This is a genomic window from Streptomyces sp. NPDC048604 (assembly GCF_043199435.1).
Classification (GTDB): domain Bacteria; phylum Actinomycetota; class Actinomycetes; order Streptomycetales; family Streptomycetaceae; genus Streptomyces.
This window is the reverse complement of sequence record NZ_JBICVX010000011.1, coordinates 107989-122986: the sequence shown is the minus strand read 5'-3', so window position 1 is coordinate 122986 and position 14998 is coordinate 107989. Positions and strand designations below refer to the sequence as shown.

The 14998-nt window shown below is 73.8% G+C and carries 13 protein-coding genes; 6 read left to right on the top strand and 7 right to left on the bottom strand.

From position 1 onward, the window contains the following. Positions 1–147 precede the first annotated feature (147 nt). The 3 genes from ACGFMM_RS22930 to ACGFMM_RS22920 all read right to left on the bottom strand — a co-directional run bounded on the left by ACGFMM_RS22930 (position 148) and on the right by ACGFMM_RS22920 (position 2643). Complete coding sequence (locus tag ACGFMM_RS22930; RefSeq protein ID WP_393648266.1) at positions 148–1422, bottom strand: ATP-binding protein; 1275 nt, start codon at positions 1420–1422, stop codon at positions 148–150. A gap of 226 nt (positions 1423–1648) precedes the next feature. Beyond that, positions 1649–2035 carry an SPW repeat protein gene (locus ACGFMM_RS22925; protein WP_393648265.1) on the bottom strand — a complete coding sequence of 129 codons (387 nt, stop codon included), beginning with the start codon at positions 2033–2035 and terminating at the stop codon, positions 1649–1651. 215 nt (positions 2036–2250) lie between these two features. After that, positions 2251–2643 carry a VOC family protein gene (locus ACGFMM_RS22920; protein WP_393648264.1) on the bottom strand — a complete coding sequence of 131 codons (393 nt, stop codon included), beginning with the start codon at positions 2641–2643 and terminating at the stop codon, positions 2251–2253. A gap of 172 nt (positions 2644–2815) precedes the next feature. Here ACGFMM_RS22920 and ACGFMM_RS22915 point away from each other — a divergent pair, with 172 nt between their 5' ends. After that, a complete protein-coding gene (locus tag ACGFMM_RS22915) occupies positions 2816–3181 on the top strand; it encodes a cupin domain-containing protein (protein WP_393648263.1) in 366 nt (121 codons plus the stop codon). Here ACGFMM_RS22915 and ACGFMM_RS22910 read toward each other — a convergent pair. Together ACGFMM_RS22910 and ACGFMM_RS22905 are read right to left on the bottom strand one after the other, a co-directional pair. Continuing rightward, a complete protein-coding gene (locus tag ACGFMM_RS22910) occupies positions 3163–4140 on the bottom strand; it encodes a hypothetical protein (protein ID WP_393648262.1) in 978 nt (325 codons plus the stop codon). The two genes, ACGFMM_RS22915 and ACGFMM_RS22910, sit on opposite strands and share 19 nt — an antisense overlap. Then, entirely contained in the window at positions 4137–4532 is a 396-nt protein-coding gene (locus ACGFMM_RS22905; RefSeq protein ID WP_393648261.1) for a hypothetical protein, read from the bottom strand. Before ACGFMM_RS22905 ends, ACGFMM_RS22910 begins: the two co-directional genes overlap by 4 nt. Positions 4533–4624: 92 nt before the next feature. On the opposite strand from ACGFMM_RS22905, the gene ACGFMM_RS22900 reads away from it, so the two are divergent. Further along, complete coding sequence (locus tag ACGFMM_RS22900) at positions 4625–8422, top strand: CHAT domain-containing protein (protein ID WP_393648260.1); 3798 nt, start codon at positions 4625–4627, stop codon at positions 8420–8422. 251 nt (positions 8423–8673) lie between these two features. Further along, a complete protein-coding gene (locus ACGFMM_RS22895) occupies positions 8674–9051 on the top strand; it encodes an FxLYD domain-containing protein (protein WP_393648259.1) in 378 nt (125 codons plus the stop codon). Between the two features lie 30 nt (positions 9052–9081). Here the strand turns inward: ACGFMM_RS22895 and ACGFMM_RS22890 are convergent, their stop codons facing one another. Further along, complete coding sequence (locus ACGFMM_RS22890; RefSeq protein ID WP_393648258.1) at positions 9082–10416, bottom strand: serine hydrolase domain-containing protein; 1335 nt, start codon at positions 10414–10416, stop codon at positions 9082–9084. Positions 10417–10592: 176 nt separating this feature from the next. Then, a complete protein-coding gene (locus ACGFMM_RS22885) occupies positions 10593–11762 on the bottom strand; it encodes a winged helix DNA-binding domain-containing protein (protein WP_393648257.1) in 1170 nt (389 codons plus the stop codon). A gap of 118 nt (positions 11763–11880) precedes the next feature. Between ACGFMM_RS22885 and ACGFMM_RS22880 the strand changes: the two genes are divergently transcribed. The 3 genes from ACGFMM_RS22880 to ACGFMM_RS22870 all read left to right on the top strand — a co-directional run bounded on the left by ACGFMM_RS22880 (position 11881) and on the right by ACGFMM_RS22870 (position 14997). Beyond that, complete coding sequence (locus ACGFMM_RS22880; protein ID WP_393648423.1) at positions 11881–13227, top strand: 6-phospho-beta-glucosidase; 1347 nt, start codon at positions 11881–11883, stop codon at positions 13225–13227. Between the two features lie 148 nt (positions 13228–13375). Further along, the gene (locus ACGFMM_RS22875; protein ID WP_393648256.1) at positions 13376–14206 is read left to right on the top strand and encodes an ABC transporter substrate-binding protein; all 831 of its coding nucleotides are present in this window, start codon (positions 13376–13378) and stop codon (positions 14204–14206) included. A 2-nt stretch (positions 14207–14208) separates the two neighbouring features. Beyond that, entirely contained in the window at positions 14209–14997 is a 789-nt protein-coding gene (locus ACGFMM_RS22870) for an amino acid ABC transporter permease (protein ID WP_393648255.1), read from the top strand. The last annotated feature ends 1 nt before the right edge of the window (position 14998 follow it).

Genomic DNA, 14998 nt, shown 5'->3' with positions numbered 1-14998 from the left:
CGCCTACCGGGCGTTCCGCCGCGGCGCGGGGCGGGCGGGGCGCCGGGGGGGCGGGGGCGGGGGCCGCCGCCCCCCCCCCCCCCCCGCCCCCCCGGCCGCCCCCGCCCCCCCCGCCGGGGCCCGTCGGGCACCGGTCCGCCGGGCGACTCAGAACCGGGCGTGCGCGGTGATGTCCGCCTCGAACTGCTCGATCATCTCCGGCGTCACCGTCGGCCGGCACTGCCCGATCGCCTCCAGGTAGTCGGCCGTCGTGGCACCCGGTGCGCCGTCGCCGGCGGTGGCCAGGTCGCGCTCGAAGGAGTTCTGCGCCGCGATGCGGGCCGCGTGCTCGATGTCCGCCGGTGTGAACAGCTCGCTCGCGACGACCAGTTCGTCGACGTCCACGTCCGCGCGGCCGTCGGTGTACCGGGACCAGATCGCCGCCCGGGCCGCCTTGTCCGGGGTGCCGATCGGGATCAGGTAGTCGAACCGGCCGGGGCGCAGGAACGCCGGGTCGAGCGAACGGATCGAGTTGGTCGCGCAGACCAGCAGCCGCTCGTCGCGCTCCCGGAAGCCGGGGATCAGCTTGAGCAGTTCGTTGGTGACGCCGTGCATCCCGCCGGGCTGCGCGGGCTCGGAGCGCACCGGGGCGATCTCCTCCACCTCGTCGATGAAGACCAGCACCCGCTCCAGCTCCGCGATCCGTGCGAACGCGCTGCGCAGCGCCGCCGCCAGGTTGCCCTCGTCGGCGAGGCGCGAGGGGAGGATCTCCACGAACGGCCAGCCGAGGCGCGAGGCGATCCCACGGGCGAACGTCGTCTTGCCGGTGCCGGGCGGCCCGAAGAGGCCCACCGCACGTGGCGGCCGCACGCCGTGCCGCGCAGCCCGCTCCGGTTCGGCGAGCGGCAGCACGACGCGCCGTTCGATCAGGTCCTTCTCCGCCTCCATGCCGGCCACCTTGGCCCACAGATCCGTGGGCAGGAACCGGCCGCCGAGGTCGTCGAGCAGTCCGGCCGCGGGGCCGTGCAGCGGCTCGGCCTTCTCGAAGTACGCGACGGCCGGCTGCCGGGTGTAGCCGGCGTTCAGCAGCCCCTCGCCGTGCAGTTCCTCCTCCGGCAGCACATACGCGATCCGGCCCACCCGCGCCGCGAGCAGCCGCCGCTCCAGCTCCACGAGCAGGGCGCTGGCCAGCCCGCGGCCCCGCCAGCCCGGCTGGATGGCGATCCGCATCACCCAGGCCCGCTCGCCCGCCACGACGGCGAGCGCCGCGCCGATCGGCACGCCCTGGTGAACGGCGACGACCGCCGGCTGCCGCGAGGTGAGCGCGCCGATGCACTCGGCGAGCGAGAACACCGACTCCTGTCCGAGCTCGGCCGTGCTGTCGATCAGGTGGACCACTGCGGCGAGATCGCTCTCGCGGTAGTCGTGGATGAGCCAGTTCACCGGTACCGCCCCTCGTCCGTGCAGCACGCACGTGCAGTGCTGATGCGGTGACGCTAGGCGGCGGCGCGGGGGCCGGTCCTTCGCCACGGCGCACAAGCCGGGCGGCCCGATGCTACGAACCGTCACTGGCGGCGGACGGCGCCGAACGGATCGGGGACGGTGGACGGCGCCGCACTCCGCGGGGGAGTGCGACGCCGTCGAAGACGAAGGGATCGATTGTCGGCTGTCAGCTTGTTCTCCTCCCCTTGCTCATCAGCAGGCCGCCCGCCACGAGGGCGAACAGACACACGCACGCTCCGGTGATGACGTTGGAGATGATCGCGCCGGTACTGGCGTCCGTGGCGACCACCCAGGGGGCGATGATCAGCCACACACCGAGTGCGAGGACGACGAAGTTGAGGTCCTGCGACCTTTCCGGGGCCATCGACATGCACAGGCCCAGCGCCGCGATGGCCAGTCCGACGACCAGGTTGCTGATGGCCAGGCTGGGCTCTGCGGCGGAGTAGTGGACGGTCCATGCGGAGACCGCGGCCCAGAGTCCGGCGAGGATCACGAGTTCCTCGACCGCTGCGACCCCTCGGGTCTCCAGCACGCGGGCATAACGCTCCCGCATTTCTCCTGCGTCGGGGTGCGCCGTGATATCACCAGGACGGTGAGAGACGTCGGCCATACGACTCGCCTCCTTCGGACTCAGACCGTGTGGCCGGTTGGTGCGGCACGGTGCCGCGGTTTCATTGTGCTCTTATCTGGCCTTTATGTGTAGATCTGCCCGATAAGTGAACTGCACAGAAATCGGGCCCCGTTTCTGGGTGCACCATCCAAATGGGGTCAGGAGTCCGCCCTGGATCCGTACGGGCGGGTCATGATCTCCATGTTGTGCCCGTCCGGATCGTCGAAATACGCGCCCCGGCCGCCGAAGTAGGTGTTCGTCGTTCCCGGCCGGCTGTGCGAGGGGTCGGCGTAGTACGTGACGTCCGCGGCCTTGATCCGCTCCATCATCGCGTCGAACTCTTCCTCGGTGACGAGGAAGGCATAGTGCTGGCTCGTGACCGGCTTGTCATGGTTCTCGTAGTAGTCGAGCGCCACCTCGTTGTCCGTCACCACCGGCAGGAAGGGCCCGAACGGGGGCGAGACCTCGAGTCCGAGTATGTGCGCGAGGAATTCCGCCGAGGCGTGCTTGTCGGTGGCGTGCACGATCGTGTGATTCAGTTGGACGGCCATACAAGGCGAAGGATCGTACGGCGCGTCGGTATTCCCGGCGGCCTCCCCATTCCCGGCAGTCCTCCGCTGTCCGGAGGCGCTTCCTGACTCCGGCAGGTCGCCGGGGAAGCCCCGGCGTAGCCTGGAATTGGACTCGGGAACCCTTCGCCCCACCGCCGGGAGGCGGATGACCATGACCGGAATCGTGACCCGGAGTTTCGACTCCGCCGACGAGACCCGTACCTTCGAGGGCGGAAAAGGCAGGATGGACCTCATCGTCTCGGAGGCCGGACCGGTCGGCCGGTCCGTGTTCGAGCCGGGCTGGCACTGGTCCGAGCACGTCAAGCCCCTCGTCGGCACCGACAGTTGCATGACGCACCACGTCGGATACGTCGTCAGCGGCCGGATGAAGGTCGCCATGAACGACGGAACGACCGCTGAACTGGGGCCCGGTGACCTCCTCGACGTCCAGCCCGGACACGACGCCTGGGTCCTCGGCGACGAGGCCTGCGTCGCACTCGACTGGGCCGGTGCCGCGACCTACGCCAAGCCCGGCTGACCTGCGGGACCGGGTTCGCCGGTCCGGCCCTCCGCGTCCGGGTGCAGCGCCCCGTCCTTGCGCAGCAGCGCGCTCAGCGCGTCGCCCGACGCACGGTCCAGGCCGTCGTCGGCCGGCAGCGCCCCGAGAGCCGTCGCGACGTCGCGCCCGTACAGGTCGACCGCCCCCTCCACCAGGTCCGCCAGCGCCTGCGCCGCGCCCCGGGCGCGGACCCACGCCGTGGCGAGTGTGACGACGGCGACGACCCCCGCGGGCCACCACCACAGCGCCACCAGGAGGTACATCAGCCCCCAGCCGGTGAGCCGGGCGCTCGCCCGGTACGCCGCGTACGCCTCCGTCAGTTCGGCGCGCGCCGGGTCCGGCAGCGCCAGCCACAGCCGCGGCCACAGCGCCGTCAGGTCCACCCGGTACGCGTGGTGCACCCGCAGGTCCGCCGCACGCAGCCGGTCCCCGATCCACGTCGGCCGGTCCGCCGGCACCGGACAGATCCGCCGGCACCGCTCCAGGGCTGCCCGCAGCCGCGCCCGCGCCTCCGGGTCCGCGCCGTGCGGCGGTACGGCGCTGAGCGCCACCGCCCGGCGCGCCGCGGCGACCTCCTCGTACGCCTGCCGCCACCGCTCCCGGCGCCGCTCGGCCAGCCACCGCCCCGGGCCGCGCCGCCCCTCCGCCGCCCACAGCAGCGCCACGCCCTCGCCGAGCGCCGCCGCCGCGAGCCCCGCGCCCGCCGCGGCCGCCAGCGCGCCGGCCGCCACGAGCACCACGATGCCCATCTGACCGGCGCCCCGCGCCGCGGCCAGCCCGTCGATCCAGCCGCTCAGCCCGCGCAGGTCCAGCGCCCGCCCGTGGCCCAGCACCGAGGCGACCGTCACCACGGCCACGAACAGCGCGCCCGGCAGCAGAAGCAGCGTCACCCAACGCTCGGCCAGCCGGCGGCCGAGCTCCCCGAGGAAGGCGTTCACAGCGGGATCTCCACCCGGACCAGCGGCGTCCCCAGCGCCTCGCACGACGGCCCGGCGGCCCCGACCGGGGCCCCCGCCTCGTCCTCCGTGAACCGCGAGCAGCGCCGGGCCGCCGGACACACCCAGCCCCGCAGCACCGGATGCCCGACCGTCCCCGCCAGCGGCTGGTAGGCCCGGGTCCGGGTGGTCAGTCCGTCGATGCCGTGCCGGGCGAACCCCTCGTCCAGCGCGTCGAGATCGGCCCGCAGCCCCTCCGGTCCGGCCCCGGCGCGCACCGCGCCGAGCACCCGCTCCAACGGCTCCTCCACCCCGTACTCCCGTGCCCGGCGGGCGAGTTCGCCCCCGCCGAGCAGACGGCACAGCCGCTCCAGCCGGTCCGCCACGTCGTGCATGCGTGCTCCCGTCGCCTTCCCGTCGCCTTCCGCCCAAGGGGCTCATGGCAGAGAATGGCAGATCGCGGCCGGCGAGGGGACGGGAGCGACGAGTGGCTGTCGAGCTGAGTCTGTACGCCGAACTACGCGCCCGCGTCAGCCGGTTCGAGGACACCGGTGACCTCGGACCACTCCTCGACCCCACGTCCGAACGGCTGCTGCAGCTCACCGACGAGGCGCTGCGGGACCATCCGCCGCCCGAGGCCGACATGGCGCGGACCGTCGCCGTCGCGAGCTGGCAGCTCCACCTCGCCGCCCCCGGACCGCCCGGACGCGGCCGGGCGCTGCGGAACCGCGCGTGGGAGCTCTGCGCGTGGCTCGACGCCCTCGCACCCGCGCTCGTACCGCCCGACATCCGGGCCGGCGCACGGCGACTGCCCCGGCTGCCGAGGGCCCTGGCCCGGCTGGCCCGCGACCCCGACCTGCGGCGTGAAGTGCTCTACGACCACGCCTCCTTCGCCGTCGAGCGGTACAACGCCCTCCGCGACCCGGCGACCCTCCACGTCGCCCTGGTCCTGCTGCGCACCCTGGTGAAGGCCACTCCTGGACTGCTCGAGATCCTGCCCGAGGAGCAGCGGTCCCGCAGCGTCCGCGCCAGGACCGCGCTCGGCGTCGCCCTCCAGTTGGACCTGCACCGCACCGGAGACCTCCGGACTCTGCACACGGCGCGAGCGTTCAGCGACGAGGCAGCCCGGCTCTGCGCCACGGACGACCCGCAGCGGCCGCTGGTGCTGTTCAACCACGGCTCGCTGCTCCTCGACGTGTTCCGCCGAACCGGCGACGAGGCGGCCCTGGAGGAGAGTCTGGAGGTCAGCATCGTCGCCCTGAACCTCACACCCCTGCACGACCCGCTGCGCGCCGTACGCCTCTGCCACGTCCAGAACCTGTACTCGGCGCTGTACGACCGCTCCGCCGACCCGAAGGTGCTGCGCTCCGCCGTCGACTTCGGCGCGGAGGCCGTTCGCACCGTGCCCGACGCGGAGCGGCAGCGGGCGGCGATCCTCAACAACTACGGCAAGGACCTGCGCCGGCTCTACCAGGAGACCCGCGACCCGCAACTGCTGCGCCGGGCCGCCGACGCGCTGCGGGCCTCGGTGGCGGGGTCCGCGGTGAACGACCCGAACCGGCTCACCCGCCGCCTGCTGCTGACCCGCTGCCTGCTCGACCTCGCCGCCCAGGATCCGGCCGGCGGGGACGCGGCGCTCGTCCGGGAGATCCTGGCCCTCGCCGAGGACACGGTGCGCCTCGCGCCGCCCGGCCACACCTCGTACCTCGACGCCGCCGAACTGCTGCGGGAGGCCGAGCAACTGGCCCACGCGGCGCGACACCCGCCCGCCGACCCGGTGGCGGAGGCGCGGCGGCGCCTGCGCGCCGAACCGCCCGGGCCGCGGTCGCGCCGCGCCAGGCGGGTCCTCGCCGGAGAGCTGACGCAGCGGTACGAGGACACCGGCGACCTGGCCGCGCTCACCGAGGGGATCGCACTGCTGCGGGAGCTCGACGGCGGCCCCGACGGCCCGGATCCCGACCTCACCGCCGACGGACAGCTCACCGCGCTCACGCACCTGAGCCACGCGCTTCTCGACCTGTACCTGCGCCGCCGGGACCTCGACGCGCTCCGGGACGCGGAGTTCTACGCCCGCCGCGTCGTGGCCGGCTCGCCCCCGTCCGGCGTGGGGCGCGCCGCGGCGCTGGCCCATCTGGGCGACGTGCTGCTGAGGGGCGCGGGCCGGATGCTCGACGAGGACGAGCACCTCGCACGGATGTCGGAGGGCGTCAGCTGTTGTCTGGAGGCGCACGAGAGCTGCCCCGACGACCACCCGCTCAAACCGTCCGTCACTGCCCAGGCCGGCCAGGCCGTGCTGGCCCTGTGCGACGTGCCCGAGCCCCATCCGGCCCTGCTCGCGCTCGCCCTCGTCCTGCTCCGCCAGGCCGTCGCGGCGATCCCGGCCGACGCGCCGAACGGCGCCGCGGTACGGATCGGCCTCGCCGAATGCCTGCGAGCCCACCACCGGGCCGCCGACACCCTGGACACGCCGGAGCCCGACGCCCTCCGCCAGGCCGCCGCCCTGGTCCGCGAGGCGGCCGCCGCGGTGCCCGAACAACACCCGGACCGCGCCGAATTCCTGCTGTCGCTCGCCGCGGTCCGGGCCGCCGACCGCCGGGAGGCGCGGGCCGACGGCGACACGAAGCGCGCCGCGGCAGCGGCCGCAGAGGCAGAAGAGGCGTACCGGCAGGCGGCCGGCATCACCGCCGCCCGGCCCGCCGCCCGCCTCGACGCCGCCGCCCGCGCCGGGAACTGGGCCATGGAACGCGGCGACGCCGAGGCCGCGCTCGCCGCGTACGAGACGGCCGTCGCGCTGCTGCCGCTCGTCGCCCCGCACGAACTCGCCCGCCGGGACCGGCAGTACACACTGGTCCACACCGCCGGTCTGGCGCCCACCGCGGCCGCCGCCGCCGTGGCCGCCGGCCGCCCGGCACGGGCCGTGGAACTCCTCGAACGCACCCGGGGCGTCCTCGCCGCCGACGCCCTGCGCACCCCCGACGCCACGCTCACCGCCCTGCGTCGCAGCCACCCCGACATCGCCGCCGAGTTCGAGGACTTGCGCGGCGCCGCGCCGGCCCTCCTGACCGGCACGGCCGAAGAGCGGCTGCGGCACGGCGTCCGCTGGACCGCACTGCTCGCCCGCATCCGCGCGCTGCCCGGCCACGCCGGATTCCTCGCCGGGCCGACGATCGACGAGCTGCGGGACGTGGCGGCGGAGGGCCCGGTCGTGCTGGTCTACAGCACCCACCAGCGCTCCGACGCCCTGATCCTCGACCCCGCCGCACCGCCCGAGGCGCCGGTCGCCGTCGTCCCGCTTCCTGACCTGATCGCTGAGGACGCGGGCGCCCGTACACAGCGGCTCCATGGCGCGCTCGCCGCGGCCGAAGCCCCCGGCGACGACCCGTTCGCCGGCTTCGCCGCCCAGGAGCGCGCCCAGGCCGAGCTCCACGACACCCTCGCATGGCTCTGGGACGCCGTCGCCGCCCCCGTACTCGACCGGCTCGGCATCGATGGCGCGGCGGACGGCCCCCCGCCGCGCGTGTGGTGGTGCCCGGTCGGCTTCCTCGCCACGCTGCCGCTGCACGCGGCCGGGCGGCACCGCGAGCCCGCGCCCGCCGGGCTGCGGCGCGCGACGCTCCTCGACCGTACGGTCTCCTCCACGACCTCCACCCTGCGCGCCCTGGCACAGGCCAGGACCCGCCCGCCCGCGTCGCCGGCCGCCGGCACGCTGGTCGTCGCCCTGCCGGAGACTCCGGACGCCCAACCCCTCGCACACGCCAAGGCGGAGGCGGCCCGCGTGGCCGAACTGCTGCGGCCCGCCGGGCCCGTCACCGTACTGACCGGCCCGGCCGCCACCGCGCACGCCGTGCTCGACGCCCTGCCCCGGCACGACACCGCGCACTTCGCCTGCCACGGCGTGACCGACCTCGACCCGTCGGAGAGCCGGCTGCTCCTCGCCGACCACCGCGAACGCCCCCTCACCGTCGCCGCGCTCGCCGATCTGCGCCTGCGCGATGCCGACCTGGCGTACCTGTCCGCGTGCAGCACCGGAGTCACGGCGTACGCCTTCGCCGACGAGTTCCTGCATATCACCGCCGCCTTCCAGCTCTGCGGCTACCGCCAAGTCGTGGGCACCCTGTGGCCGGTCGGCGACGCGGCGGCCGCGGCGGTGGCCGAGGCCTTCCACACCCGCCGCGCCGCCGGCCTGTCCGGCGCCCGCGCGCTCACGGACACCCTCCTGGAACTCCGCGACCGCTACCCCGCCACCCCCACCCGCTGGGCTGCCCACGTCCACACGGGGGCCTGAACGGCTACGACCGACCTCTGGCCCGCCGCGCGGATAGCGGAAGGGCGGCGCACGCTGGAGGGAGAGGACGGCTCGCGCCGTCGCGCACGGCACGGAGGTGCGTCATGCCGACGACTCCGCCCCCTCCCGGCTGGGGACCCCGGCCGCCGCAGCAGCCCCCGCCGCCCGGTCCCGGCGGGCCCCAGGGCCCTGCCTGGGGTCCGCCACCGTCGGCGCCGCCCCCGCCGAAGCGGACGAACACCTGTCTCGTCGTGGCCCTGATCGTCGGCGGGCTCGCGGTGCTCGCCGTCGTCGGCATCGTCCTCGCGTTCGTGGCGGTCGACGAGACGACGGACCTGCCGCCGGGCGACCGCGAGGCGCGGGACGTCCGGATCAGCTCCTGCGAGGTCGGGCGTGACACACAGTGGCCGCACGCCGGCCTCACCGTCACCAACCGCAGCAGCAAGACCAGCGACTACGAGATCGGCGTCGAGTTCGTGAACGCCTCCGGCACCCGCGTCGCCGAGGCCGTGGCCACCGTCGACAACCTCGCCCCGGACAAGGTCGCGCAGGTGACGGCCCAGAGCCTCACCCAGGTCGACGGACCCGTCACCTGCAACATCACCGACGTGGTCCGCTTCGCGTCTTGACCGCCCCGCCGGGACCGGGCGTGCGGGCGGTCAGCCGAGGCCGGCGGTGCGCGCGTTCAGCCGCTCCGGCGCGATCAGACTGTGGGAGAACGGCGGGGTCGTGCCCTTCGCGCTCTTCCTCGCGCTCGCGGGGGCCGTGCCGCCCATGGCGCGGTCCATGTAGGCCACCATCGCGGGGGTCACCGGGTCGGGCTTCGGCGTGCCGTCCGGCTCGAAGCGCTGGTACTTCATCAGGTTGTAGGCGAGCGCGGCCTGCCGGCTCCCGTCCTCCGTGGACAGCGCCCAGGTGCCCGCCCCGAACACCCCGCCGTCATGGCCCCAGTACCAGCCGCCGCCCGGCAGCTGGAGCGTGTACAGGCCGAGCCCGTAGCGCATGCGCACCTCCTCGCCGGGAGCCGGCTCGTACGCGGGCACGGTGGTCTTCATCTGGTTCAGCTGCGCCGGGGCGAGCAGCCGGCCGCCCAGCAGCTGCCGGTAGAAGGACACGAGGTCGGAGGGCGTCGACACCATCGCACCGGCCGCGCCGGCCCACGACATGTCGTAGACGCTGTAGTCGCGGGCGGGCTCGATGGTGCCGTAGAACGACTCGTACATCTTCGGGTGCGGCCCCGTCAGCTTCGGCGAGGCGGGGAAGTAGGTGTGCTTCAGCCCGGCCCGGCGTATGACGTTCCGCGTGATGTACGCCTCGGCGTCCTGACCGGTCACCTTCTCCAGGAGCAGTCCGGCGAGGACGTAGTTGGTGTTCGCGTACACGTGCTTGCCCAGCGGCGTCGCGGGCGCGGCCAGGCCGAGGCGGACCAGCTCCTCCGGCTCGATGTGCCGGAAGCGGTTCGCGTCCAGGGCCTTGCCCGGGTCCTCCAGGATGCCGGGGAACGCGGGGAGCACGTAGTCGCCGATGCCGCTGGTGTGGTTCAGCAGCATCCGTGTCGTGATCTGCTGCCCGCGCTCGCCGGGCACCAGTTCCGGGAGGTAGCGGCCGACCGGCGCGTCGAGGTCGATCCGTCCGCGCGCGGACTGCTGGAGCAGCGCGACGGCCGTGAACGTCTTGGTGATGCTGCCGATCCGGTGCTGCATGTCGGCACGCATCGGCTGCTTCGTGTCGATGTCCGCGTACCCGCTCGCCCCGCGCCAGCGCGCGTGGCCGTCCCGGACCGCGGTGTGCGCGCCGTACATGCCCGCCTCGTGGAAGGCGTCCAGGGCGGCCCGCAGACCGGCCCGGTCCAGCGGGGCGGTCTCGGCCACCGCGGCGGCGGTACGGGCGGAGGCGTCGGGGCCGGCCGCCTGGGCGACCGGAAGCGGCCCGAGGGCCAGGGACGCCAGGGTGACCGCGGCGACGGCCGCGAGGCGCGGAGGAGTCAGGCGCATGGAACGGGTCCTGTTCTCGTGGGGAGTGGACTGTCCGTCCATCCTCACCGCGCCGACCGTGGGGCGACCTCAGCCTCCCGGACGATCCGATGCCCGGGTATCCGATGACAAATGTCATGGGGGAGTCGTCATATGACGACGTATCAGGGAAGATGCCCGTCCCGCGTCCGCGTCCGTCAGGACGTCAGTTCCTTCGTGAGCGGCGCCGGGAACCGCGCCACCATCCGGTAGTGCGCCAGCCACTCCTGCAGCGCCGCCGCCCCGGCCTCCACCGCCGCCCGCGCCTGCGCGCCCCGGTCGGTCAGCAGCCGCCACGCGATCTCGCCGTCCGCGCGCTGCGCCCACGCGCCGACGATCTCGCCGTTCCACCACACCGTCGGGCCGCCGTTGCCCGCGCTGTCGTACAGCAGCGGGCGGTGTGCCGGGTCCACGTACCAGTCGCGGTGCTTCCAGCCCATCGTCGCCGGGTCCAGACCGGGCAGGAACGCCGCCCACGGCGCCGCGTCGTCCTGCGACAGCGCCTCGTCGAGCCGGCCGTCCGCGAGGACGAGGCCGGCGCCCTCCGCGAGCTCCACCTCCGTGGTCGCGATGCGCCCCAGGGCCTCGCGGACCTGGCCGTTCGGCAAGCCCGTCCACCACGCGAGGTCGTCGACCGTGCCCGGCCCGTAGCAGGCCAGCCAGCGGCGGACCAGCTCCGTTCGCGCCTCGGCCGGATCCATCGCCGGCATCTGCGGGGCCACCGAGTAGCGGAACTGGTTCGACGTCCAGCCGCCGAGCGGCCGGCCGCGCCGGATCCGTCCCTCCATCGCCAGCAGCCGCAGCACCCAGCCGCCGACCCGCTGCGTCGCCTGGTACGGCTTGCCCGGCGACAGCACGATCGTCTCCTGCAGCGCCGGCACCTCGGCCGTCAGCTCCACCGCGCCGGCCTCGCCCAGCCGGGTCAGCGCCTCGAGGGCCGCCTTCTCGGCGTTGTTCAGCCAGCGGTCGTTGCGGGCCGGGCCGGTCGCGGCCAGGTGCTTCAGCAGTACCGCGCGCTCCCGCTTCGCGATGGCCTCCGAGGTGGAGTGGTGGAAGACCGGCACCAGGTCCGTCGGGACGACGAACAGCGTGCGCCGCATGCAGTGCATCCGCAGCAGCGTTCGGTCCTCGTACAGCGCCCGGTCCACGTCCTCCGGCGAGGGCTCCCGCACCCGCGCCCGCGCCGACAGCACCACGCTGGCGGCGTCCGTCGCGTGCAGCCCGACCAGCGTCTCGGCCACATCCTCGACGAGTCCGGCCCGTTCCCCGGGCGTCAGCAGATGACGGTGTCCGAGCAGTCGGCGGCGTTCGGCAGGGGTGATCCGCATGGTTCCAGCCTAGGCTCCGCGTGCCCCGGCGCGCCGTCCACCGCCCGCCCGTCCCCGTCGGCGTGTCCCACATTGCCCACGTAGGGTGCACGGTGTGCTTGCCGAACGACGACACCGGGTGACCCTGACCATCCTCGGCGGAGGCGGCTTCCGCGTCCCCCTCGTGTACGGGGCGCTGCTGCGCGACCGGCGCGAGGGCCGGATCACCCACGTCACCCTGCACGACGTCGACCCGGCCCGGCTCGCGGCCGTCGCCCGGGTGCTCGCCGAGCAGGCCGCGGACGTGCCCGACGCCCCCGAGGTCCGGGTCACCACCGGGCTCGACGACGCCCTGCGCGGCTCCGACTTCGTGTTCTCCGCCATCCGGGTCGGCGGTCTGGAGGGCCGCGCCGCCGACGAGCGCGTCGCGCTGGCACAGGGCGTCCTCGGGCAGGAGACCGTCGGCGCCGGAGGCATCGCGTACGGGCTGCGGACCCTGCCGGTCGCCGTCGACATCGCCCGCCGCGTCGCCCGGCTCGCCCCCGACGCCTGGGTCATCAACTTCACCAATCCCGCGGGCCTGGTCACCGAGGCGATGGCCCGGCACCTCGGCGACCGTGTCATCGGCATCTGCGACTCGCCCGTGGGTCTGGGCCGGCGGCTCGCCCGCGTGCTCGGCGCCGACCCCGACCGGGCCCGTGTCGACTACGCCGGCCTCAACCACCTCGGCTGGGTCCGGGCCCTCCACGTCGACGGCCGGGACGAGCTGCCCCGGCTGCTCGCCGACGACAGGCTCCTCGAATCCTTCGAGGAGGGGCGGCTGTTCGGTGCAGAATGGCTGCGCTCACTCGGCGCGGTCCCCAACGAGTACCTGCACTACTACTACTTCAACCGCGAGGCCGTGCGCGCCTATCAGGAGGCCGAACAGACCCGCGGCGCGTTCCTGCGCGACCAACAGGCCAGGTTCTACGCGGAGATGGCCGACCCGGCCGCGCCCGCGCTGGCGACCTGGGACCGGACCCGCGCCGAGCGTGAGGCCACGTACATGGCGGAGAACCGGGACGTCGCCGGCGCGGGCGAACGCGCCGAGGACGACCTGGAGTCCGGCGGCTACGAGCAGGTCGCCCTCGCCCTGATGCGGGCCGTGGCGCGGGACGAGCGGACCACGCTGATCCTCAACGTCCGCAACCGGACCACCCTGTCCGTGCTGGACGCCGACGCCGTCGTCGAGGTGCCCTGCGTCGTGGACGCGAACGGCGCCCGCCCGCTGGCCGCCGAGCCGCTGCCGTATCACGCGGCCGGTCTCGTCACCGCTGTGAAGGCGGTGGAACGGGAGGTGATCGCGGCGGCCGGGAGCGGTTCGCGGGCGGCCGCCGTGAAGGCGTTCGCGCTGCACCCGCTGGTCGACTCGCTGGCCGTCGCCCGCCGGCTGCTCGACGGCTACACCGCCGTCCACCCCGGCCTGGACTACCTGCGCGAGCGATAGAGGGACCGAAAGCGAGCTGACGACAAGTACGGAGAGATCGCGAACGCCCCCTGGCGTTTCCTGATCGACTCCGACATTCTGTGCGTCATTCGCGAGCGCGGACCGTCGTCGATCCGCACCGTTCCGGCTTTCAGCACAAGGGGAATGCATGAGCTCGTTCCGCCTGTCCTACCGCCGTATCGCTGTCATGTCCCTGCCCGTCGTCCTCGCCGCGTCGCTGACCGCCTGCGGAAGCGGCGACGAGGGCGCCACCGTCAAGGGCGCCAAGCTCGTCAAGGCCGGTCAGCTGACCACCTGCACCCATCTCCCGTACGCCCCCTTCCAGTCCGAGCAGGACGGCAAGGTCGTCGGCTTCGACGTCTCCATGGTCGACCTGGTCGCCGGGGACCTCGGCCTGAAGCAGGTCGTCGTGGACAAGTCCTTCGAGACCATCAAGACCGGCGCCGACCTCAACGCCGGTGTCTGCGACGTCGCCGCCGCCGGCATGACGATCACCGACGAGCGCAAGAAGAACCTCGACTTCTCCGTCCCGTATTTCGACGCCACCCAGGCCCTGCTCGCCCGCAAGGGCGTCAAGGCCGCCACCGTCGAGGACATCGTCGCGCAGAAGCTCAAGCTCGGCTCGCAGTCGTCCACCACCGGCGAGGACTTCGCCCGCGAACACGGCGCGGACCCCCAGTCGTTCGAGAGCTCCGACGCCGAACTCAACGGACTGCGCACCGGCCAGGTCGACGTCATCGTGCAGGACTACCCCGTCGTCCAGAACTGGCTCAAGGACCCCGCCAACGCCGGGAAGTTCGAGATCGTCGGCAACCTCGACACCGGCGAGCAGTACGGCTTCGCCGTGAAGAAGGGCGGCAACCCCGAACTGCTCAAGCTGATCGACAAGGCCATCACGGACGCCAAGGCGGACGGCACCTACAAGAAGCTCTACGAGCAGTGGATCGGGCCCATGCCGAACGGCGCCGACGCCTCGTGACCATGTCGCCCCGTCGCCGGCGGCGCGTCGTCCGCGCCGTCCAGTACGCCGTCTTCGCCGCGGTCCTCGCGGCCGTGGTCGTGCTGGCCGACTGGCAGCGGCTCCAGGAGCAGTTCCTGGAGCCCGACGTCGCCCGCCGGCTGTTCCCCGACCTGATCACGGTCGCCCTGTTCAACACCGTGGTCTACACGCTCAGCGGCTTCGCCGTCGGACTCGTGCTCGGCCTCGTCCTCGCCCTGATGCGGCTGTCGTCGGTCGGCCCGTACCGCTGGCTCGCCATGGTGTACATCGAGCTGTTCCGCGGCCTGCCCGCCCTGCTGATCTTCATCATGGTCGGCGTCGGCGTCCCGCTCGCCTTCCCCGGGCTGCAGTTCCCCGGCGGCACGTACGGGCAGGTCGCCTGCGCGCTCGGCCTGGTGTCCGCGGCGTACATGGCGGAGACCATCCGGGCCGGCATCCAGGCGGTGCCGCGCGGCCAGCTGGAGGCGGCACGCTCGCTCGGCATGTCGCAGTTCACCGCGATGCGCTCGATCGTCATCCCGCAGGCCTTCCGGATCATCGTGCCCCCGCTCACCAACGAACTCGTCCTGCTCTTCAAGGACTCCTCGCTGGTGCTGTTCCTCGGCGTCACCCTCCAGCAGCGCGAACTCACCAAATTCGGCCGGGACCTGGCCAGCACCACCGCCAACACCACCCCGATCTTTGTCGCCGGGCTGTGCTACCTCCTGGTGACCGTGCCGCTCGGCCAGGTGGTGCGCCGCCTGGAGGCCAAGCATGCGAAGGCGAGGTGAG